This window comes from Lacrimispora sp., assembly GCF_031982545.1.
Lineage (GTDB): Bacteria > Bacillota > Clostridia > Lachnospirales > Lachnospiraceae > Lacrimispora.
On sequence record NZ_DALYXB010000011.1, the window covers coordinates 99,002 to 122,316 of the forward strand.

At 43.6% G+C, this 23,315-nt stretch carries 19 protein-coding genes; 5 read left to right on the forward strand and 14 right to left on the reverse strand.

Going from position 1 to position 23,315, the window contains the following annotated elements; translation table 11 throughout:
• Positions 1 to 33: 33 nt before the first annotated feature.
• Together cls and ABS301_RS18575 are read right to left on the reverse strand one after the other, a co-directional pair.
• Positions 34 to 1,545 (reverse strand): cardiolipin synthase, encoded by a 1,512-nt coding sequence (gene cls / locus ABS301_RS18570; protein ID WP_349673632.1) that lies wholly within the window; start codon positions 1,543 to 1,545, stop codon positions 34 to 36.
• Positions 1,546 to 1,737: 192 nt separating this feature from the next.
• Positions 1,738 to 1,917 carry a DUF4250 domain-containing protein gene (locus tag ABS301_RS18575; RefSeq protein WP_104439114.1) on the reverse strand — a complete coding sequence of 60 codons (180 nt, stop codon included), beginning with the start codon at positions 1,915 to 1,917 and terminating at the stop codon, positions 1,738 to 1,740.
• Between the two features lie 128 nt (positions 1,918 to 2,045).
• Between ABS301_RS18575 and ABS301_RS18580 the strand changes: the two genes are divergently transcribed.
• Entirely contained in the window at positions 2,046 to 3,068 is a 1,023-nt protein-coding gene (locus tag ABS301_RS18580) for an asparaginase (protein ID WP_349673633.1), read from the forward strand.
• A gap of 43 nt (positions 3,069 to 3,111) precedes the next feature.
• On the opposite strand, the gene clpB is transcribed toward ABS301_RS18580, so the two are convergent.
• On the reverse strand, positions 3,112 to 5,700 hold the full coding sequence (gene clpB / locus ABS301_RS18585) for an ATP-dependent chaperone ClpB (RefSeq protein ID WP_349673634.1): 2,589 nt from the start codon (positions 5,698 to 5,700) through the stop codon (positions 3,112 to 3,114).
• A gap of 213 nt (positions 5,701 to 5,913) precedes the next feature.
• Between clpB and ABS301_RS18590 the strand changes: the two genes are divergently transcribed.
• Positions 5,914 to 6,459, forward strand: a complete 546-nt coding sequence (locus ABS301_RS18590; protein ID WP_349673635.1) for a glucan-binding protein — start codon at positions 5,914 to 5,916, stop codon at positions 6,457 to 6,459.
• A gap of 14 nt (positions 6,460 to 6,473) precedes the next feature.
• Here ABS301_RS18590 and ABS301_RS18595 read toward each other — a convergent pair whose 3' ends face one another.
• The 3 genes from ABS301_RS18595 to ABS301_RS18605 all read right to left on the reverse strand — a co-directional run bounded on the left by ABS301_RS18595 (position 6,474) and on the right by ABS301_RS18605 (position 9,745).
• Complete coding sequence (locus ABS301_RS18595) at positions 6,474 to 7,796, reverse strand: MATE family efflux transporter (protein WP_349673636.1); 1,323 nt, start codon at positions 7,794 to 7,796, stop codon at positions 6,474 to 6,476.
• Between the two features lie 3 nt (positions 7,797 to 7,799).
• The gene (locus tag ABS301_RS18600) at positions 7,800 to 8,792 is read right to left on the reverse strand and encodes a Gfo/Idh/MocA family protein (protein WP_502877981.1); all 993 of its coding nucleotides are present in this window, start codon (positions 8,790 to 8,792) and stop codon (positions 7,800 to 7,802) included.
• 65 nt (positions 8,793 to 8,857) lie between these two features.
• Positions 8,858 to 9,745, reverse strand: a complete 888-nt coding sequence (locus tag ABS301_RS18605; RefSeq protein WP_349673637.1) for a LysR family transcriptional regulator — start codon at positions 9,743 to 9,745, stop codon at positions 8,858 to 8,860.
• A 152-nt stretch (positions 9,746 to 9,897) separates the two neighbouring features.
• Here ABS301_RS18605 and ABS301_RS18610 point away from each other — a divergent pair, with 152 nt between their 5' ends.
• Entirely contained in the window at positions 9,898 to 11,172 is a 1,275-nt protein-coding gene (locus ABS301_RS18610) for an L-cysteine desulfidase family protein (protein ID WP_349673638.1), read from the forward strand.
• 2 nt (positions 11,173 to 11,174) lie between these two features.
• Positions 11,175 to 12,371 (forward strand): dicarboxylate/amino acid:cation symporter, encoded by a 1,197-nt coding sequence (locus tag ABS301_RS18615; RefSeq protein ID WP_349673639.1) that lies wholly within the window; start codon positions 11,175 to 11,177, stop codon positions 12,369 to 12,371.
• Positions 12,372 to 12,437: 66 nt separating this feature from the next.
• Here ABS301_RS18615 and ABS301_RS18620 read toward each other — a convergent pair whose 3' ends face one another.
• Positions 12,438 to 14,048, reverse strand: a complete 1,611-nt coding sequence (locus ABS301_RS18620) for a mannitol dehydrogenase family protein (RefSeq protein WP_349673640.1) — start codon at positions 14,046 to 14,048, stop codon at positions 12,438 to 12,440.
• A 15-nt stretch (positions 14,049 to 14,063) separates the two neighbouring features.
• Positions 14,064 to 15,137: a mannonate dehydratase gene (gene uxuA, locus ABS301_RS18625; RefSeq protein ID WP_349673641.1), complete on the reverse strand. Its 1,074-nt coding sequence runs from the start codon at positions 15,135 to 15,137 to the stop codon at positions 14,064 to 14,066.
• A gap of 405 nt (positions 15,138 to 15,542) precedes the next feature.
• On the opposite strand from uxuA, the gene ABS301_RS18630 reads away from it, so the two are divergent.
• Positions 15,543 to 16,220 carry a GntR family transcriptional regulator gene (locus ABS301_RS18630; protein ID WP_349673642.1) on the forward strand — a complete coding sequence of 226 codons (678 nt, stop codon included), beginning with the start codon at positions 15,543 to 15,545 and terminating at the stop codon, positions 16,218 to 16,220.
• 431 nt (positions 16,221 to 16,651) lie between these two features.
• Here the strand turns inward: ABS301_RS18630 and prfA are convergent, their stop codons facing one another.
• The 6 genes from prfA to ABS301_RS18660 all read right to left on the reverse strand — a co-directional run bounded on the left by prfA (position 16,652) and on the right by ABS301_RS18660 (position 23,204).
• On the reverse strand, positions 16,652 to 17,725 hold the full coding sequence (gene prfA / locus ABS301_RS18635; protein WP_349673643.1) for a peptide chain release factor 1: 1,074 nt from the start codon (positions 17,723 to 17,725) through the stop codon (positions 16,652 to 16,654).
• Between the two features lie 39 nt (positions 17,726 to 17,764).
• Positions 17,765 to 18,634, reverse strand: a complete 870-nt coding sequence (gene prmC, locus ABS301_RS18640; protein ID WP_349673644.1) for a peptide chain release factor N(5)-glutamine methyltransferase — start codon at positions 18,632 to 18,634, stop codon at positions 17,765 to 17,767.
• Positions 18,631 to 19,575, reverse strand: coding sequence for a DUF1385 domain-containing protein (locus tag ABS301_RS18645; protein ID WP_349673645.1), 945 nt, complete (start codon positions 19,573 to 19,575; stop codon positions 18,631 to 18,633). Before ABS301_RS18645 ends, prmC begins: the two co-directional genes overlap by 4 nt.
• 106 nt (positions 19,576 to 19,681) lie before the next feature.
• A complete protein-coding gene (gene rpmE, locus ABS301_RS18650) occupies positions 19,682 to 19,888 on the reverse strand; it encodes a 50S ribosomal protein L31 (RefSeq protein WP_104439128.1) in 207 nt (68 codons plus the stop codon).
• 134 nt (positions 19,889 to 20,022) lie between these two features.
• Entirely contained in the window at positions 20,023 to 21,720 is a 1,698-nt protein-coding gene (gene rho / locus ABS301_RS18655) for a transcription termination factor Rho (protein ID WP_349673646.1), read from the reverse strand.
• Positions 21,721 to 21,884: 164 nt separating this feature from the next.
• Entirely contained in the window at positions 21,885 to 23,204 is a 1,320-nt protein-coding gene (locus tag ABS301_RS18660) for a replication-associated recombination protein A (RefSeq protein ID WP_349673647.1), read from the reverse strand.
• Between the last annotated feature and the right edge of the window lie 111 nt (positions 23,205 to 23,315).

Genomic DNA, 23,315 nt, shown 5'->3' on the forward strand with positions numbered 1-23,315 from the left:
TATGGAGATATTATGTTGTGCTGTAAAAGAATTCTATAAAAGAGGTGAGAGAAGTCTGCTGCCCTGTTCCTTAATCCGAATGAAGATACTTCTGGCTTCATATCTCTCTGGCGTAATCTCTTCACATACCTTTAAATCTTCCAGAAATAACTCTTCTAATTTTCTGGTAGTCTCTTCATCATAGATTACTGCATTGACTTCAAAATTCAGTTCAAAGCTGCGGATATCCATATTGGCAGTCCCATAGGAACTGACTTTTCCGTCTGTCATCACACCCTTTGAATGAAGAAATCCATTTTCATAGGTATAGCATCTGGCGCCTTCCGATAATAGATCTCCCACGTAGGAATAGGTGGCCCAGTAAACAAAGGGATGGTCCGGTTTGCAGGGTATCATGAGCCTGACATCTACTCCTGACCTGGCAGCCATCCTGAGTGCAGAAAGAACCGCGTCATCGGGTACGAAATAGGGAGTCTGTATATAGATATGGTGCTTTGCTTTTGAGAACAGCCGGATATAATTATCCCGGATCTGTCTGCTTCTGGCGTCAGGACCACTTGCAATAATCTGAATTCCAAGTTTTTTTTCTACCTGATTGATATCCACTACTCCCATATTATAAAGACAGGCTCCGTCCTCGTCTTCACAAAAGTAAGTCATATTTTTAAATAAGTTTTCCCCAACTGCATAATTCCAGTCCAGAGCGAAACGGATCTGAAGGCTTAAAACAGATCCACCCTGAAGTTTTAAATGAGTATCCCTCCAGTAACCAAACTTAGGGTCTTTGGAAATATATTCTCTTCCTATATTAAATCCGCCCACATAACCAATCCGGTTATCAATCACTACAATTTTTCTGTGATTTCTATAGTTAATACGCAGGTGCAGCCTTCCAAGCACTGGTGGGAAGAAGATACCAACCTTAACACCGCTTTCCTTTAATATATCCCATTTTGATTTGCGCATAAACCTTCCACCCATACCGTCACAGAGAATCCGGACTTCTACACCGGCCTTTGCCCGTTCAATTAATATGGGAATGATGGAGTCAAACAGTTCATCATTCTTAATAATATAATACTGCAGATGGATAAACCGGCTTGCTTTTGAAAGTTCTTCCCTGAGATCCTGGAACTTTTTCTCCCCATCGGTAAAAATTTCAATCGTATTATCAACGGTCAGAACGGAACCTGAGGTTTCTAAATTGTACATGACCAGATCGGAATAATCCCTTGCAAGGGAGGAATCCAGCCCGATATCATGACTTTTTAAAAACTCCTCCTGATTTCTGGCAGAGTAACGCATCCGGTCCTCCACTTCCTTAACCCGGAACATCTTACCCTTTCTCATATCCTGACCAAGTATAAGATAAAAGAGAAACCCGAATACAGGAATAAAATACAACGCTAAAAGCCAGGTCCAGACTGCCTTTGGATCCCTTCTTTGAAAAAAAACAATGATAACAGAAAGAATCAGGTTTATATAGATTAAATGATCCATGAGCCATTTCCAGACTGCTATGCTCTGATACCAGACAGATTCCATATGAAATCACTCCTTTCTCTTTCTAACCGGTTTCATCGTTTCAAGTATTTCATACCTTCTACATGAAACAGTTTTCCTATTTTCTGCTCTTTCATTCTAATAATTTTATGGTGTGACTCCTGCAAATAGTCTCAAATCTATTTTCCAAAAAGGGTCCCCGCAGCTGCGACGACCCATTTGTATCCACTTCATTTACAAAAACTGATTTTTTTCATTGTCATACCGGTAATCAATGGAGGCCAGTGACTTTACAATCTCTTCTTCCTCGATTCCCAGGCTCAGACAGCACTCACTTAAAGATGGATAATAATCTCTCAGCTGAGTATTCATGTAACTGAGCAGCATAACCGGATCTTTGGGTATATTAGCCATTCTATTATCTCCTGCACCTGTTTGTCCCTCATTTTAGCATAGATTTCTTTTATTTTCAAGAAATGCTCTATACGAATGAAAAAAGAAATGCTACAATCAGGTTCATAATCCATCAGGAGGTATTTGAAATGAAAAAAATAATGATGCTTGGAACCGGTGGTACGATTGCCTGCAAAAGAGGAGATTCTGGTTTAAAGCCCCTTCTGACTTCAGACGAACTTCTCTCCTATGTTCCCGATGCGGCGGATTTCTGTCATGTGGACAGTCTTCAGATAATGAATATAGACAGCACCAATATGCAGCCAAAGCACTGGCTGGTAATTGCAAAAGCCATTGAAGATCATTACGATGCTTATGACGGCTTTGTCATCTGCCACGGCACGGATACCATGGCTTACACAGCAGCAGCTCTTTCTTATCTGGTGCAGAACTCCCCAAAGCCCATTGTCATAACCGGTGCCCAAAAACCCATTGACATGGAAAATACAGATGCAAGAACCAATTTATCTGACAGCCTTCGTTTTGCCAGTGATGACCGCTCCCATGATGTAAACATCGTTTTTGATGGAAAAGTTATTTCCGGTACAAGAGGAAAAAAGGAACGGACCAAAAGCTACAACGCATTTTCCAGCATTAATTTTCCCTATATTGCAGCAATCCAGGATGGACATGTGATCTTTTATCTGAATGACAAAAAAAATAACCGTTTTGGAAGTCCCCTGTTTTTTCATAAGCTGAATTTTAACGTGGCACTTTTAAAATTGATTCCATCTATGGGTGCAGATGTTCTGGATTATATGGCAGAGCATTACGATGCAGTTATCATTGAATCCTTTGGTGTAGGCGGTCTGCCCTCCTATGATAGCGGTGATTTTTATAAGGCCATTGAAAAATGGATTTCTCTCGGAAAAACCGTGGTTATGACCACCCAGGTAACCAATGAAGGTAGTAATATGTCAGTTTACGAAGTGGGTCATTCCATTAAGAAAGAATTCGGACTTCTGGAAGCATACGATATGACCCTGGAGGCCACCGTAACCAAGCTCATGTGGATTCTTGGAAAGACAAAAGATCCAAAGGAGATACGGGATACCTTTTATCATACCGTCAACAGAGATATTCTGTGGACCCTGCCAAATACCAATTCATAAAATACAGCACAAAGGGGAGTCCTGACACGGACCCCCCTGTTTTTTACTCCAGATAAGCAATCAGTTTATCCCCTTCTTCTGAAACATCAATCAAAATAGTACTTCCTGCATGGATCTCGTCTCCAAGAATCACCCTTGCAGCAAGAGTCTCCACATGTTTTTGGAGATACCGTTTTAACGGTCTGGCTCCATATACCGGATCATACCCCTGCTCCACTACAAATTCGCCCGCCTGGTCTGTCAGTTCAATCTTTATCTCACGATCCTCAAGCCTTCGGTTTAAATCCTTCATGAGCAGACTTACTATACCGGAAATGTTACTCTTATCCAGTGGCTTGAACAGAATGATTTCGTCCAGACGGTTTAAAAATTCGGGTCTGAAATGGGATCTTAGATCACCCATTACCATCTCTTCTGCCGCTTCTGTAATATTCCCATTGCTGTCTATCCCTGAAAGAAGATACTGGGAACCAATATTGGATGTCATAATGATAATGGTGTTTTTAAAATCAACCGTCTTTCCGGTGGAATCGGTGATCCGTCCATCATCAAGAACCTGTAAAAGCACATTGAACACATCCGGATGAGCTTTTTCCACTTCGTCAAACAGCACTACGGAATATGGCTTTCTGCGTACTGCTTCGGTAAGCTGGCCGCCCTCATCGTAACCTACATATCCGGGAGGAGCTCCAATCAGTCTGGATACGGAATGCTTTTCCATATACTCACTCATGTCAATTCTCACAATGTTGTTCTCTTCATCAAACAGACTCTCTGCAAGCGCCTTGGCAAGCTCTGTTTTACCCACACCGGTAGGGCCTAAAAAGAGGAAGGAACCAATGGGTTTCGTGGGATCTTTAATTCCAGCCTTGGATCTGATAATTGCTTCCGTCACCTTTAAAACAGCTTCTTCCTGTCCAATCACCCTCTTATGGAGTTCCTGATCCAGATGTAGCGTCTTGTTTCTCTCACTCTCTGTCAGACGGGAAACCGGGATTCCTGTCCATTTGGATACAATTCTTGCAATCTCATCTTCCGTTACACTTTCCCGTACCAGGCTTAAATCCTGATTTTTCACCCGCTCCTCTTCCTCTGCCAGTTCCTTCTGAAGCTGGGGCAATCTGCCGTACTGAAGCTCTGCTGCACGGTTTAAGTCGTATTTCTGCTGAGCTGTCTGGATTTCCCTGTTGAGATTTTCAATCTCTTCTCTTAAGGAGGAAAGACGTTCTACCGATGCCTTCTCATTCTCCCATTGAGCCTTTTGTGAGGCAAATTCATCATGAAGCTCTGCCAGTTCCTGCTGCAGCTCTGCCAGACGGTCCTGGCTTAAGCGGTCTGCCTCTTTCTTTAAGGCGGCTTCTTCTATCTCCATCTGCATGATCCGCCTTGACAGCTCGTCAAGCTCAGCCGGCATGGAATCCAGTTCAGTCTTAATCATGGCGCATGCCTCATCCACCAGATCAATGGCCTTATCCGGAAGAAAACGTTCACCGATATAACGATCAGAAAGGGTGGCTGCAGATACCAGAGCAGAGTCTGTGATCTTTACTCCGTGATAAACCTCGTACCGCTCCTTTAATCCTCTTAAAATAGAAATCGTATCTTCTACAGTCGGCTCATCAACCATAACAGGCTGAAATCTCCGTTCCAGTGCCTGGTCTTTTTCAATATACTGGCGGTATTCATCCAATGTGGTCGCACCGATGCAATGAAGCTCTCCTCTGGCAAGCATGGGCTTTAGCATATTGCCTGCATCCATGGATCCTTCTGTCTTTCCTGCTCCAACAATGGTATGAAGCTCATCTATAAAAAGAATAATCTGACCGTCGCTTTTTTTCACCTCATCAAGAACCGCTTTTAAACGCTCTTCAAATTCACCCCGGTACTTTGCGCCTGCCAGCAAAGCACCCATATCAAGTGCAAACAGCCTTTTATCTTTTAAGCCATCGGGTACGTCACCTCTTACAATTCTCTGTGCCAGCCCTTCCACAACTGCGGTCTTACCAACTCCCGGCTCTCCGATTAATACCGGGTTATTCTTGGTCTTTCTGGACAGAATCCGGACTACATTACGGATTTCGCTGTCTCTGCCGATGACTGGATCCAGTTTCTGATCTCTGGCTCTTTCTACCAGGTCATACCCATACTTTGTCAGCGTATCGTAGGTTGCCTCGGGATTATCACTTACCACTCTCTGGTTGCCTCTTACTGTGGATAATGCCGTCAAAAAATTCTCTCTTGTGATGCCATAGCTGCGAAACAGTTCTTTTAATGCCTTTGATGGCTGTTTTAACATGGCAAGGAATAAGTGTTCAACCGAAACATACTGATCTCCCATTCCCTTTGCCTCATCCTCCGCACTGATTAAAACCTTATTTAAATCATTGCTGATGTAAAGCTGTCCGCCGCTTACTTTAGGAAGCTTCTGGATTGCCCCTGCAGCTTCATCAAGAAATAACTCTTTTTGTATATTCATCTTGGTGATCAGTTTTAAAATCAGGCTGTCTTCAATGGTAAGAAGGCTGTACAGCATATGTTCCTGTTCAATCTGCTGGTTTCCGTATTCATACGCAAGCTTTTCGCAGTTCTTCACAGCCTCCATGGACTTCTGTGTAAATTTATTAATGTTCACGGCAATTTCCTCCTTTATCCGGCTCTATACAAAAATCGTTGCATTTGTTCTATATGTAATATAACAAATGCGTTTAAAAGTGTCAAGATACTTTTGATTAAATTTATGATTTATAAATAATATCTTACAGTTTCCTTTCCCTCATTGTTTTTTCTCAAGGGTTCGCTTATAATCGATTCATACAATCTCTGAGAAAACCGGAAGGAGGAGAATATGAACGACAGACGCCGCTTTTTTTCGGCTGCTGCCATTCGCCTGGCAGCAGCCGCACTTTTTTCCGTCTGGTTTGCTGCATACGGTGCAGACCCTTTTATCAGCTATGCCCATACAAAAGATGAATCCATTTATATTTCCGGAAACTGGGTGAAAGATGACGCCGGTTGGCGCTACTTTAACCAGTGGAATTCCAAATATCCCGCCGGACAGTGGATCGAATATCAGGGTAATTCCTATTATTTTATGGATAATGGATATATGGCTACTGGCTGGCGTTATTTAAACAGCCATTGGTATTACTTTAATCCGGAAGAAGGAAGTACACAGGGAGCCATGGTAACCGGATGGATTCGTGACTCTCATTATAATAGCACCTTTTATACAAACCAGATAGGGATTATGGTGACCGGATGGCATAAGATTGATGCTCACTGGTACTACTTTAATCCGAGTTCGGATGGTGTTGTGGGGCAGATGGCAGTCAGCCGGGTGATTGACAACTCTTATGTGAATGCAGACGGGAAGATGAATGAAGATCGTTAAAAAGGGCAGTGCCGTTAAGAAACGGACACTGCCCTTTTTTCAATTCCACGAAACCGCAGTGCAAATATAACTGCGCGGAAAAACCAGTCAATAAACATACCATACCAGATCCCCATTACTCCCAGATTCATGACCTGCACGAATAAATAAGAGGTACCGATCCGGAAAAGCCACATGGAAAATACAGAGACCATCATGGTAAACTTTGCATCCATAGAGGCTCTTAACGCATATGGAACCGTAAACGAGATTGGCCACACAATCATGGCAAAACAATGTACCACGATCATCTGGGCTGATATCTGCGCTGCCTGGGGAGACAGATTGTATATGGATACCAGCTGGTCTGAAAATAGAACCATAACCGTACAAAGGACTAATAAAATACCATAATTAATCCCTACCAAAAGCCTGGAGTAATACTTGACCTGTTTGATTTCTCCTGCGCCCACACACTGACCCACAATGGTAATTAAACCAAGTCCGATGGCATTACCGGGAAGGTATAAAAGAGTCACCAGGTTTGATGCCACTGCATAGCTGGCAATGGCCGCAGTCCCAAGAGACGAAACCAGGCTCTGAAGCGCAATCTTACCAAACTGAAACATACCGTTTTCCAGACCGTTTGGAATGCCAACCACCAAAATATTCTTTATCATTTTAAAATCCGGTTTCAGCTCGGAAAGCCGCCTGATTCTTACCACATTGTCCGGATTCTGTATCAGATAAAACATCATGACAGCTGCAACAATACGGCTTATGAGAGTGGGATAAGCCACGCCTTCCACTCCCATATGCAGACCATAAACACAAATCGTATTGCCGACTATATTCACCACATTCATAACAAGTGAAACAAACATGGATATCTTGGCATTTCCCATAGACCGAAAAAGTGCGGCACAGGAATTATAGATAGCTATAAATGGATAAGACAGGGCCGTAATCTGAAAATAAATCACAGCAGCGTCCATCACTTCCGGCTCCACATTGCCAAATATCATACGAAGCAGAAGCCGGTTGCCTGCCAATGCAGCAAAAGTAAGCACCAGGGAGAATAAAGCCGTTACTCCCATCAGCTGACCTGCTGCTTTACACGCATTCACTGATTGTTTTTTTCCTAAATACTGGGCGGAGATTACCGCACCACCGGTCGCCAGCGCGGAAAGAATCTGTATAATCAGTATATTAATGGCATCCACCAGAGATACGCCTGATACAGCCGCTTCCCCAACCGCCGCCACCATGACCACAGCCACCATACCTACCAGGACGGCCAGGATCTGTTCTACAATCAAAGGGGCCAGAAGCCCGGTTAAATCTTTTCTTGAAAACATAAATTATTCCTCATTGGTTGTCTCGAATGGGTAACGTATCCCCCACTGTCTTCTCAGCTCGTCCATCACTCTCATTACATGCAGAGTGGTCTGGTGAGGCATCTGCGGGCACTCAGTCCATCCCTGTTCAATCGCGTCTTTACTGGCCAGAACCTGATATTCATATCCGGTGATCTGTTCCGGTCTCTGATAGGAGCCCACCAGCTTCCGGTCTGTATTATATACACAAATGGATTCAAAATTATTGATGTTTTCCACAACCAGGAACCCTTTTGTTCCATAGATAATGCCCTGACGGTCAGAAAGAACCTGAACGGAACTGTTCAGTACAGCCATCTTACCGCCTGGATAAAGAAGGGTAATGCTGTTTTGGGCATCCACTCCTGTCTCCGTCTTAATCACGCTGGAGGTAATATCAGTAATCTCATCACCAAAAACAAGAGATGCAAAATTAAGGGTATAAACTCCTACATCCAGAAGCGCTCCCCCTGCAAGCTCCGGGGCCACAATCCGGTGCTTATCTGACACTAAGTAGGCCAGATTGGCAGTGAGCGTCATGGGTTCTCCGATGATACCGGAAGCAAGAACTTCCTTCAGCGTATCCGCCATAGGCATATACCGCACCCACATGGCTTCTGTAATCATCAGGTTTTTCTCCTGAGCCAGGTCAATCATCTCTTTTGCCTGGGAATAATTAGCTGCAAATGACTTTTCACACAGAACATGCTTTCCATGTTCCAGGCAAAGTCTGGCATTTCTGCTGTGCTCCGAATGGGGAGTAGCAATATAAATCAGCTGAACCTCACTGTCAGCCGCCAGCTCTTCATAGGAGCCATAAGCTTTTTTTATAGAAAAACGTGCTGCAAAATCTTCTGCCTTTTTAAGGTTCCGGGAAGCAGCACCATATAAACAGACTTCAGGCATCTGAACCATGGTCTCTGCCAAAATTGATGCAATTCTACCTGTTCCCATGATTCCAATTTTCAATACTTCCATATTTTATCCTCCAGCTGATTATTTTAGTTCTTTAAGTATAACACATGGATAAAGCCCGTACAACATCAATGCTCCTCCATCTCTAAAACCAGCTCCATAAACGCCTTCATCTCCCTGCTGAGCCATTTATCCTTATGATAAACAATCTGTCTCCAGGTTCTTAAATAAAATTCTTTCATGGAAAGAGCTGTTAAATTTCCCTGCTCTATCTCCTCCCTGATTGTAAACTCCGGAAGAAAGGAGATTCCTTCATTCTGTTTCAGCAGTTTTATAATAAATTCCGTATTCCCTATTTCCAGGTATGGGTGAAGTTTCTTATCATCCGAAGCCAGATACTGTTCCAGTATAAACCGGTAGCTGGCATCCTTTTCTGTTAAAATCAGGGGCTGAGTGATTATCTGGTCAATGGTAAGTCCGGTTTCCTTTGCAAAGATATGATCCTTTGATGCGGCAAATATGATTTCTTCCGGTTTCTCCAGTATTTTAACCCATTTGGCATCATACATTCTGCGATCCAGAAAATAAACCATATCCACCTGATTGCTGTTCATCATGTTCAGCAGGATCTCCGGAGAATCAATCACAATATTAATGTTTACGTTGGGGTACCGGTGATGATACTCCCAGATTAATGGAGGAAATAAAGTGGAACAGATGGATTCAATGGTGCCGATCACAAGAGTGCCAGTCAGCTCTGAGGACTGGCCAAGGGCATTACGGGCATAAGCCACATTCCTCATAATTTCAGATGCGTACTGGTAAAACATCTCCCCTTCATGTGTTAAAGTAGTCTGCTTCCCAATCCGGTCAAACAAATGAACGTTTAATTCTTTTTCCAGCTGTTTAACCTGAACCGTCACTGCTGCCTGAGAATATTTAAGCTTTTCCGCCGCCCTGCAAAAACTTTTTAAATCAGCAACTTCTAAAAATGTTCGTATCTCACGGAGTTCCATAACAATCCTCTCTTAATTTAAAATTATTAAACGTTATCATAAAAACATTAAATTTTACATTCATTTATATTTATGGTACATTAAAGTCACTCAGAAATCAACTCAAAGGATGAGTATTTTCAGGACACGATTAGAAAGGACTTTAAAAAAGTATGGAAAAGGCAGATTGTAAATACCGCGCCTACGTGCAGATTCTAAAGGAAGAGCTGGTTCCCGCTATGGGCTGTACGGAACCGATTGCTCTTGCTTATGCCGCTGCAGTGGCTAAAAAAACTCTGGGAGCCATTCCTGACAAGGTGGTAGTTGGTGCCAGCGGGAGCATTATCAAAAATGTAAAATCCGTCATTGTTCCCAACACCGGTCATCTGAAAGGAATACCGGCAGCTGTAGCTGCAGGAATTGTGGCGGGAGATCCGGAAAAGGAACTGGAAGTTATTTCCTGCGTTACACCGGACCAGATCACCGGTATGAAGCAATTTATGGAGGAGACTGAAATAGGGGTTGTACATATTGATCATGGAATCACATTTGATATCCTGATCACTCTGTACAAAGGACCCTCCACATGCACAGTGCGGATAGCCAATTACCATACCAACATTGTACTAATCGAAAAAGACGGAACGGTCTTAAAACAGCTGGATGCCGGCAAAGAAGAAGAGGCACTGACTGACCGGAGCATACTCAGCATGGAAGATATCTGGGATTTTATCAATACCGTTGACATTGCTGATATCAAAGAAACACTGGACCGCCAGATCCGGTACAACTGGGCCATTGCAGAGGAAGGCCTGACCAATGACTACGGCGCCAATATTGGCAAAGTACTGTTAAATAGTGCAGGCAGCGACATTTCCCTGAAAGCAAAGGCTATGGCTGCCGCCGGTTCCGACGCCCGCATGAATGGCTGCGAACTTCCTGTCATCATTAACTCCGGCAGCGGCAATCAGGGAATCACGGTTTCTGTTCCTGTCATTGTCTATGCCAGAGAATTAGGCGTCAGCGAGGAAACCATGTACCGGGCACTTGCTTTATCCAACTTAACTTCCATCCATCAAAAGACTCCCATCGGAAGATTATCCGCTTATTGCGGAGCGGTAAATGCCGGAGCGGGAGCTGGAGCCGGAATCGCTTATTTATGCGGAGGCGGCTACGAGGAAATCATACATACCGTTGTCAATGCGCTGGCCATTGTATCTGGTATCGTATGTGATGGGGCAAAGGCTTCCTGTGCGGCAAAGATAGCCTCTTCCATTGAAGCGGGGATCTTTGGATACAGCATGTACAGTCAGGGACAGCAGTTTCTCGATGGGGACGGCATTGTCACAAAAGGCGTAGAGGCTACGCTGAAAAACGTTGGCAGATTGGGGAAAAAAGGAATGAAGGAGACCAACGAGGAAATCATTAAAATCATGATAGGAGAATAGGTATGAAAAAATTAGTAAGTAGTTTACCTTTTAAATTACTTCTGGGGGTCATTGGGGGAATCTTAATTGGACAGCTGGCTGGTGAACAATTGATGAATGTTGTGGTGACAGTCAAATACATATTGAACCAGATCATTGTATTCTGTGTTCCGCTCATCATCATCGGCTTTATTGCCCCATCTATCACAAGATTAGGCAATAATGCTTCTAAAATGCTGGGGATCGCTGTTTCTGCAGCTTATATTTCTTCCATAGGTGCGGCCTTGTTTTCCATGGCTGCCGGATACATTATAATCCCTCATCTGTCCATCTCACCAAGTACAGATGGCTTAAAGGAGCTTCCCGGAATTGTATTCCAGCTGGATATCCCTCAGATTATGCCGGTTATGAGTGCTCTGGTATTTTCACTTTTACTGGGTCTTGCCGCTACCTGGACAAAAGCTGCAGCAATTACTCAGGTATTGGAGGAATTTCAGGAGATTGTCCTGTCCATTGTAACAAAGGTCGTCATACCCATTCTACCTGTTTTTATCGCATTTACATTCTGCGCTCTGTCCTATGAAGGAACCATCACAAAACAGCTACCCGTATTCCTTCAGGTAGTAATAATTGTTATGGTTGGACACTATATCTGGCTGGCAGTTCTGTATCTGATTGGCGGCGCCTATTCCAGAAAGAATCCCTTTGATGTTCTGCGCAATTACGGCCCTGCCTACATCACTGCAGTAGGAACCATGTCTTCAGCTGCCACTCTTGCAGTCGCTTTAAAATGTGCTAAAAAGTCACAGCCCACCTTAAGAGAAGATATGGTGGACTTTGGTATCCCGCTTTTTGCAAACATCCACTTATGTGGATCTGTACTCACCGAGGTTTTCTTTGTCATGACTGTATCAAAGATCCTTTACGGCTCTGTTCCGTCTCTTGGCTCCATGCTTTTATTCTGCGCTCTGCTGGGTGTTTTTGCAATTGGCGCACCAGGGGTTCCCGGAGGGACGGTTATGGCATCTCTTGGTCTGATCACCGGAGTTTTAGGTTTTGATGAGACGGGCACTGCTCTTATGCTGACCATCTTTGCACTCCAGGACAGCTTTGGAACTGCATGCAATGTAACGGGAGACGGAGCTCTCACCATGATTCTCACCGGCTTTGCAGAAAAACATGGAATTAAAAACCAGAAAATAGAATCTGGAATGTCATAAGTTACAATGTGGGTCCTGGCAAAGAATTAAGTTTCTCTGCCGGGACCCACTCTGATTGTATCCTTATTAATTCAGCTCACGCTTCAGTGTTTCTCTTACTGCTCCTGCTCCCGTAATCTGGGCACAGAACATTTCTTCAATCTTTTCTCCAATGCCAGCCTGATAAAGGTCAATTCCAAAAATATGCTCATTAGAGAGGATTTCCTTCAGCTGCCCATGATACGTCTCCGGTTTACCAAACTCAATTCCTTTGAGCTTTTCTGTCAGTTCGGGAATCATAGGGTCAGAGGAAAGTTCAAATGCCTTACCCTGGTCATCCACTGCCAGAAGATAGCGGCACCAGCCTGCAATTGCCAGCGGAATGGCTTTTAGTTTTTTTGCATCTCCGTATTTTTCCACATATGCTTTAATTGTCTCACCATAACGGATTCCCACCTTCTGAGATGTATCCGTAGCAATTCGCTGAGGTGTATCAGGCATAAAAGGATTGGGGATTCTGACACGGATCACTTCGTCAACGAATTCCAGTGGAGACAGAATTCCTGGGTCAGTTACGACCGGCATTCCTTCTACCGGACCGATCTCATGAACCAGACGGTTCAGCTGCGCATCCTTCATCTCATCTGCAATCAGGTCATATCCAAGAACGCAGCCATAAACAGCCAGCGCTGTGTGCAGCGGATTTAAGCAGGTGGTAACTTTCATACGCTCTACTTTATTAACAGTATCCCGGTCTGTCATATACACTCCGGCTTTCTCAAGCGCCGGTCTTCCGTTAGGGAATTTGTCTTCAATTACCAGATACTGAGGTCCTTCTGCATTGACAAATGGTGCAATGTATGTTTTTTTGGAAGTGATCACCGGAGCCATATCCTCTACTCCTGCTTTTTCCAGTTCGCTGCACACAGAATCTGCAGGTCGTGGTGTGATCTTGTCAATCATAGACCAGGGGAAGGAAACAACGGATTCATCTTCCAGATAGTCAACAAATGCTTTCTCTGCAAATCCCCGGCTCTCCCACTCTTTTGCAACTGTCACGATGGACTGTTTCAGTTTTTCGCCATTGTGAGAACAGTTATCCATAGAAACCACTGCCAAAGGTGCTTTATTTGCCTTAAACCGTTCAAGCAGAAGCGCACATACCACAGCCATGGCAGAAACTGCTTTTTCAGGACCATTTTCCAGATCTGCCAGGATAAATGGGAAATAACTTCCTTCGGTTCCTTTCAGTGCATAGCCTTTCTCTGTAATGGTGAAAGAAGCCATCTGAAGTTCCGGATTTACAAAGATCTCTTTCAGACGATTCCACTCAGCTGCTACACCAGACTGGGCTCTGACTGCTTCTGCCAGGGATCCGATTACCTTTTTTCCAGTAGAACCATCTGCGTTTAAGGTTACTGCAAGAACCAGATTGTCATATGGATCATAGATCTTATCAATTACATCAAAGTCAAAGGTCTCCACACAGGTAATTCCCTTGGTGCTCTCGCCCTGTGCAATTAAGATATCTGCAATTCCACCGATAAAGATACGGAAGATATTACCTGCTCCAAAATGCACCCAGACCGGTGACTCTTTTGTTTCTCTGACCACTGTCTCAATGTCATAAAGCGGAAGGCTGATTCCAGCCGCCTCCCAGGCTTCTTTATTCTTTAAACCTTCTAATGTCAGCTTCATACCGGCACTGCCTCCTTAGTTTTTTCCAGATTCCTTATCAATGGCTTCCCATAATCCCTGAAGATATACTGCACCCAGCGCTCTGTCATAAAGACCATATCCAGGCATGGCAACCTCATCCCAGATCATTCTTCCATGATCCGGACGGATTACGCCGTCAAATCCTGTTTCATACAGTGCTTTCATAATTGCATGCATGTCCATGGATCCGTCAGAAGAAAGATGAGCTGCTTCTTCGAAATCTCTGTCACTGTTATATTTTAAGTTTCTTACATGTGCAAATGAAATTCTTCCTTTTGCAGCTCTGATAATATCGCAGATATCGTTAGCCGGATTGGAGCCAAGTGATCCTGTACATAAGGTAATACCGTTGTATGGCTTGTCAACTGCTTTTAACAGTTTTACAATTTTTTCTTTGTCGCGTATGATTCTTGGAAGACCAAAGATCGGCCATGCCGGATCATCGGGATGAATCCCCATTTTAATATCATATTTTTCACAAACTTCGCCAATTGACTCCAGGAAATAAACAAGATTATGAAACAGTTTCTCATCATCAATGTCTTTGTATGCTTCAAATAATGCTTCCAGACGGGACAGACGCTCTGGCTCCCAGCCTGGCATTACAAAGCCGTTGGACATCTTTTCTACAGATTCCTTCATATGTGCAGGGTCGATTTCATCTACTACATCCTGATTATAAGCAAGTACGGTTGATCCATCCGGACGTACTCTTGCAAGATCGGAACGTGTCCAGTCAAATACAGGCATAAAGTTGTAGCAAACCATATGAATTCCTGCTTTTCCAAGATTTTCAAGAGTTTCGATATAATTAGCAATATGCTGTTCTCGTTTTTCCGTACCAATCTTAATATCATCAGAGATATTAACGGATTCAATTCCTGCGATGGTAAGGCCTTCTTCTTCCACTACTCGTTTCAGTTCAGCAATCTCTGCCTCTGTCCAGACTTCTCCTGCCTGCTTTCCCATCAGAGTCGTGATTACACTTTTCACTCCAGGTATCTGTTTGATTTGTTTCAGGGACACACTGTCATATCCTGGTCCATACCAGCGTAAAGTCATTTCCATCGTTTTGTTCCTCCTGTTTTGCAATCAGTTATCGTTTTACTTTATCATGAGGCCGGCACATAATAAGTCCTGTCCTATTATATGCTAGTATTGCCCAGCCAACCAAACATGTATGAATTTCTCTTTTACATGTCTTTCTATCTTGTATGGTAGTATATTACGGAGAAATATTCAATATGTAATTTTGTATATTTTTTATCTTGTTTTTTGTGCAATATGACATTTTTTCACTTTTAAACCTTATATCATTGACATTCACTCGCTTTCAAAGCATGATACTTGTATACAAGTTGTTGCTCATTTTCAGGGGTTATAAATAAAACAATAGATAAACTTGCTGTTCAGTAGTATACTAACCGTATGCTCCTGCCTGCAGGATTTATATTTTGATAAGAGAGGTTTTTTATGAAATTGTTCGATCGGTCTCCCGGAGAGAATGCCAGAAATTATGCGATACGTGTTCTTCTCTATAATATTATTAACTTAGAGCTTGCTCCAGGAAGTGCAGTAAGTGAAAACGAGCTTTCTTCCACTTTGAATCTTTCAAGAACACCAGTCAGAGAAGCGCTGATTGAACTTAGCAAATCCAGCCTTGTTGAAATACTGCCCCAGCGGGGAAGTTATATTTCAAAAATAGATTATGAACGAATTGAAGAAGCCCGCTTTATGAGACTTGTTTTAGAGAACGCCGTGGTAAAGCTTGCCTGCAAAAATCCTGAACCGGTGGACTTAAAGAAGCTGAAGGACAATATCAGTGAGCAGAAGTTCTGTCTGGAACAGGAAGACACTGCCAGATTTTTTCCACTGGATAATGAGTTTCACATGCTCTTGTTCCAGTCTGTGAATAAGGCCAGAACATTTGAGATCATCCAGTCCCAGATGGTACATTTTGACCGGATCAGAACTCTTTCCTTAAAGTCCAGTAAACCCACCAAGATCGTGGAAGATCACGAGAATATTATCTATGCCATCGAGCGCAGGGATACAGAGCTGGCTGAGATTCTGATGACCAGGCATATCAACAGACACCAGATGGAAAAATCAGAACTTGTGGCAGCATTCCCCGATTATTTTATTCAATAAGAAAAAAATCCCTCTCAGACAACGACTATGTCCAAGAGGGATTTTTCAGATATTTTGTTTTTTTATTGGTATATTTATAAGATGACACATATAATTATACTGGCAGGTACAAACTGCTGGCAATCGTGTATAGGGTGGTAGGCCTCGATTCTACATAGAATGGAGGTGTTGCTCATGAAGAATTATGACTTTAAGGACCTAATGTCTTTTGGTATGTTCCTTCTGGCACTGCTGACATTCGTCTTTATGACGTGTCATTAACCGCAAAAAGCCTTCCCTGTACTTTGGCCGGTCGGGAAGGTTTTTGCTTTTCAACTTAGCCAACCACCCTGTGGCGATTGCCTTTCTTTATTATATTATACCTGCAGTATATAATATTACAAGTACAGGCATTTATTTTAAATTCATTTCAGAAATTTCTAGCAATCCCCTTAATTTTCATTCAGTCTGGCAAGCTTTTCTGCCTGATCTGCTGCAATCAGAGAATCTAAAAGTTCATATATATCTCCATTCATAATGGAATCAATCTTATAAAGAGTCAGCTTAATCCGGTGATCGGTCACACGGCCCTGAGGGAAATTGTAGGTTCTGATCTTCTCAGACCGGTCGCCTGTACCAATCTGGCTTCTGCGGGCCTCTGACTCGGAATTCTGTCTCTTCTCCAGCTCAATATCATAAAGCTTGGAACGAAGCAGGCGGAATGCCTTCTCCTTGTTCTGAAGCTGGGATTTTTCCGTCTGGCTGTAAATTACAATACCAGTCGGCATATGTGTCAGACGAACAGCGGAATCCGTTGTGTTGACGCACTGTCCGCCGTTACCGGAAGCACGCATAACATCGATTCTTACGTCCTTATCTTCAATCACTACATCTACATCTTCCGCTTCCGGCATAACTGCCACAGTAGCCGTAGACGTATGGATTCTTCCGCCGCTCTCTGTCTCCGGTACTCTCTGAACACGGTGAACGCCGCTTTCGTATTTCATCTTGGAATAAGCGCCTTTTCCTGTAATCATGGCAACAACTTCCTTAAAACCGCCGATTCCGTTTTCATTGACGCTGATTAACTCTACTTTCCATCTCTGTGCTTCTGCATAATTGACGTACATGCGATACAGCTCAGAAGCAAAAAGGGCTGCCTCGTCGCCGCCTGCTCCTGCGCGGATCTCCAGCATAATATTCTTATCATCATTGGGATCCTTGGGTAAAAGAAGTATTTTCAGTTCCTGTTCCAACTGTTCAATGCGCTTTTTAGCATCGGATAATTCCTCCTTTGCCATATCCCGCATCTCTTCATCGCTCTCTTCCTCAAGAAGAGTCACGCTTTCTTCCACGGTCTGTTTTGCTTTCTTATACTGGGTATAAGCTTCTACCAGGTCTGCTAAATCCGCCTGTTCCTTCATCAGCTTCCGAAACCGGTTCTGATCCTCTGCAACAGACGGGTTATTCAGTTCCTGCATCAGCTCTTCATAATGAATTAATATATCATCTAAACGATCAAACATTGGTATCCTCCAAAATCTCACCAAAAGGGTCTATGCCCATTATTTTTCTAAACTTCCGCTCACTACGCGGTCCAGTCCCGCTGCATCGCACCATGACCGGATGTTGACAAAACCTGCTTCCCTAAGCAATGCTCTGACTGCATCATTTTGATCATAACCGATTTCCAGATAGAGCGCACCGCCAGGATTTAAGTAATCCCGGCCTTCTGCTGCCAGCTTTCTGTAAAAATAAAGACCGTCCTCTTTCCCGTCAAGAGCCAGAAACGGTTCATGATCCCGAACCTCCGGCTGCAGCTGGCTGATTACTTTGGTGGGAATGTAGGGTGGATTGGACACAATCACATCAAACGTTTCATCTGACCCAATGGCATCAAATAAATCGCTAAGCAGGAAAGTCATTTTCTCTTTCCCTAAAATTGCTTCCCCGTTTCTCTTCGCTACCTTCAGCGCTTCAACAGAAATGTCTGCTGCTACAACCGATTCAAACCCGCCAAGCTTAGCAAGGCTGACAGCGATACACCCGCTTCCGGTGCACAGATCAAGCACCCTGGGATTCCTGCCTTTATAATCCTTTAAAATCTGTTCCACCAGAGTTTCTGTATCCTGTCTGGGAATCAGAACATGCTCATTGACAAAAAAGTCCAGCCCCATAAATTCCCTGCTCCCGGTTATCTGCTGAAGTGGAATTCTCTTTTCACGAAGAGCAAGCATATGGTAAAAATCCCGGATTGATTCTCCCGATTTCTCTGTTTCATTCATAGTCCTGTTCCGGTCAATCAGAAAATGAGTCAGATCTGTATGGAAAGCTTCAAGCAGTAAATATCTGGCATCAATCTCAGCTTCCTGTATCCCTGCTTTATTAAGCCGGTGCGTTCCTTCTCCCAGCAGTTGATTTAACGTTACGCTCATGGCTGATTCTCCGGAAAATTCTTTTTAAGAAATTCTCTCCAGTCAAATACTGCTTCTACAGAAGCAATTCCTACCTCGATCATGGAATCATCTGGTTCACTGGTAGTCAACCCCTGCATCCACATGCCCGGTCTGCTTAAAATATCCACCAGCTTTGAATCACTGCGGCCTGCGATACGCAGACACTCATAGGATACCCCTGCAATTACCGGAATGAGAATAATACGGCTTAAAATCCGAAGTGGCAGAGTCTTTACCTGAATTACCATAAAAAATAAAATACTGATAATCATAACAATTAAAAGAAAACTGGTTCCGCAGCGCTTATGTTCCTTGGAACTGTTCCTTACATTTTCCACATTCAGTTCCAGTCCGTGTTCCAGACAGTTAATACATTTATGTTCGGCCCCATGATACATGAAGGTACGTCTGATATCCTCCATACGGGATACCAGCTTGATATAAGCGATAAAAATGCCAATCCGGATTACACCTTCTAAAACAGCCATGATAGTCTGTGACTTAATAAAATGGTGAAATATGTTGGCCAGAAACAGGGGCAGCACCATGAATATGCAGATTGCCATAATCACGGAAAACACCATCACCATGCTCATAAGCGCTTTTTCCATCTTTTCACCAAAGACCCGCTCCAACAGCTTCTCAAATTTAGAGGGTTCCAAATCTTCCTCATCGTCTTCAAAGAAACTGGCAGAAAAAGTAAGTGCTCTCATCCCCAGTATCATGGAGTCGGCAAAGCTGAAAATACCTCTGAAAAATGGAAGAGAAAACAGCTTTACTTTTTCTCCCATACTAATATACGTATCTTTTTTTACTTCAATGGTTCCGTCCGGCTTTCGGACTGCTGTGGCATACTCATCCCTGTTTTTCATCATAACGCCTTCAATCACGGCCTGACCGCCGATTCCTGAATACTTCATACGCCAACCACCTCTCTGTAGGAAAATAGGTGCAACAAAATTCTAATTTCAAAAAAGGTTGAGCTAAAGTGTTTCCACTAAACTCAACCTTTTCTTTGCTCCAAACTTATTCAGCCTTAACGCCATATTTACGATTGAATTTATCAATACGTCCACGAGCGGAAGCAGCTTTCTGCTGTCCGGTGTAGAATGAATGGCATTTAGAACAAACTTCTACGTGGATGTCTTCCTTTGTAGAACCAGTTACGAATTCATTACCACAGTTGCAAACAACCTTTGCCTGGTAGTAATTTGGATGGATTCCTTCTTTCATGATTTTCACCTCGCATACTCAGATTTCTATTAAATCGCGGTTTGTAAACCGACTTTGTCTAATAAACAGCTTGTACAGTATATCATAGAAAATTTCTTAATGCAAGCATTTATTTATATAAAAGATCTCAGCTTTTAGAAAAACCGCATCTTTTTTGACATATCTACGAATTCACGGTTGTTCTTTGTTTTTGCAAACAGATCCAGAATCTTTTCTACCGCATCTTCTGGTTTTAATGTATTGGTCGCCTTACGTATCACATCAACAGCCTCTGCCTCTTCCCGGGTAAGCAGCAGATCGTCTCTTCTGGTCCCGGACTTTAAGATGTCAATGGCAGGGAAGATTCTCTTCTCGGACAGCTTTCTGTCAAGCACCAGTTCCATGTTACCTGTACCTTTGAATTCCTCGTAAATGACGTCGTCCATACGGCTTCCCGTATCCACAAGTGCTGTAGCAAGTACGGTAAGACTTCCGCCCTCTCTCATGTTTCTTGCTGCGCCGAAAAAGCGTTTGGGCATATGAAGTGCGGCCGGATCAAGACCACCGGAAAGAGTTCTTCCGCTTGGTGCAACCGTTAAGTTATATGCTCTTGCAAGGCGGGTTATGCTGTCTAACAGAATCACCACATCTCTTCCATGTTCCACAAGACGCTTGGCTCTCTCAATTACCATCTCTGACACCCGTTTGTGACGGTCAGGAAGTTCGTCAAACGTGGAATAAAGAACCTCTACATTGTTTCCTACAATAGACTCCTTGATATCGGTAACCTCTTCCGGGCGCTCATCAATGAGAAGTATCATAAGATGAATCTCAGGGTGATTGAGTGTGATTGCCTTGGCCACCTGCTTTAATAACGTGGTCTTACCTGCTTTTGGCGGAGATACAATCATACCTCGCTGTCCCTTACCGATAGGAGCTAATAGATCCACCACTCTCATGGCAGTGGTACTCTTTCCTCCATCCGTCTCCATATGAAGGCGTTTATCCGGAAAAATAGGGGTCATATTCTCAAAATTCGGACGGCGCTCTGCCATATTGGTGGGATATCCGTTGATTTTCTTTACATATAAGAGCGCTGCAAACTTTTCTGCAGCAGTCTTTACTCTGCGGCTGCCATGAATAATATCTCCGGTCTTCATGTTAAAGCGACGGATCTGTGATGGCGCTACGTAAACATCGTTCTCACCTGGAAGATAATTCTCGCACCGGATAAATCCAAATCCGTCCGGCATTACTTCCAGGATTCCATGTGCATCAATACCGCTGTCAAGCTCCTGAAGCTCAGGACTTGGCTGAAAATCCACCTTTGGTTCTTCCATCACATATTCCGGTCTTGACTCGGTTCTGACAGGGTTTTCACTTCTTACGGGGTTTTCACTTCTAACAGGCGCTTCGTTCCTGCCAGACATGTCATTTCTTACCATTCCTTCATTTCTTCCGGAATTCTCATATCGGTTATTGTTTTCAGAACCGGGGGGCCCTGCAGGACGGTATGGTCTCTGCTGTGTATCCTGACGATAAGTACGGACAACAGTTTTCTTTATATTATTTTGAACCGGCGCATTCGGCTGCTCTCCAGCGGTCTGGGGCTGGGAAACGGGCGGTCTGCTCACTTCTTTCTCTGCCTGTTCGGTCACCTGCTCTTTGACGGGTTCGCTGCTTTCTGCCACAATACTCCCTGCTACAACTGCAGAATCAGAAGCTTCTCCTTCCTTTTCACAGAGTATATTTATAATATCGGGCTTTCTCATGGAACTGTAGCCCTTTATCCCCTGGGCTTTGGCAAGCTCCTTTAACTCCGCTAACGGCAATGTCTGTAATTTATCACGCATATTAATCTCCTTCATGATTCCTAATACCAGTTGTTTCGTAATCTTGGGAATGATTTACGATAGAATATCGTAAACAGACGACCGGAATATAATTCCGGCCCTAATCATGTTGAATCAGGTCGTACGATATGCCTATTATATACCTTAATATATAAAAAGAAAAGTTATTTTTTCAGAAAGCTTAAGTGTTCCCCAATTTTTTTCTCGTAACCGTTTTCCGTAGGCCGGTAAAACTCCGTTCCTACCAGTCCATCCGGCAGATATTGCTGATCCACATAGTGGTTTTCGTAATCATGAGCATAGAGATATCCCTGTCCGTGACCAAGTTTTGCTGAGCCTTTATAATGGGAGTCCTGTAAATGCACTGGTATGGGCATGGTCTTCTGATTTTGCACTGCTTCCCGGGCTTCAAATACTGCCACACATGCCGCATTACTTTTGGGTGCGGACGCCACGTAGGTAACTGCCTGGGATAAAATAATCTGGGCCTCAGGAAGTCCGATCCGTTCCACAGCCTGGGCAGCCGCTACCGCCACCATAAGAGCCTGGGGATCTGCATTCCCCACGTCCTCTGACGCACAGATCATGATTCTTCTGGCAATAAATTTAATGTCTTCTCCTGCGTAAAGCATTCTTGCAAGATAATAAACAGCGGCATCAGGGTCTGTTCCCCTCATGCTCTTAATAAATGCAGATATGGTATCGTAGTGGTTATCTCCGTCTTTATCATATCGGACCGCACGTTTCTGAATGCATTCCTGGGCTACTTCCATGTCAATATGGATGATACCATCCTGGGAGCTGCGTTCAGTCGTCATAATACCAAGTTCCACTGCATTCAGTGCAGCTCTGGCATCGCCGTTTGCCACATCTGCCAAGAAATCCTCCGCATCCGGATCAATCACTGCATGATAAGCGCCCATTCCCTTCTCATTATCATAAACAGCGCGGTGAATCAGTGTCTTTATATCTTCTTTTTCCAATGTTTTCAGTTCAAATACCCGGGAACGGGAAAGAAGCGCACCATTCACCTCAAAATATGGGTTTTCCGTAGTCGCGCCGATTAATATTAATGTTCCATCCTCTACAAATGGCAGGAGATAATCCTGCTGCCCTTTATTAAACCTGTGAATCTCATCTACAAAAAGAATGGTTTTCTTTCCGTACATCCCAAGAGAATCCTTGGCCTCTTTCACGATTTCTTCCATATCTTTTTTTCCGGCCACAGTCGCATTCAGCTGTTTAAAATCCGCACTGGTTGTATTGGCAATGACTCTGGCAAGAGTGGTTTTCCCAGTTCCCGGAGGTCCGTAAAATATCACTGATCCAATCTTATCCGCTTTAATGGCCCGGTAAAGAAGCTTATCTTTTCCAATAATATGCTGCTGGCCCACCACCTCTTCCAGGGTGGAGGGGCGAAGCCTGGAAGCAAGAGGGGATTCTTTTTCCATCGTATTTTTTCTCATATAATCAAATAAATCCATTTCCTATTCCTCCATACGTTGTGCCGTATTCAGTCAGATAAACAGGGCTTATTCTAATCTCTTTTCCTTTATTATGGGCAGTATGGCGCCTTTTGTCAAGAACATTTGTTC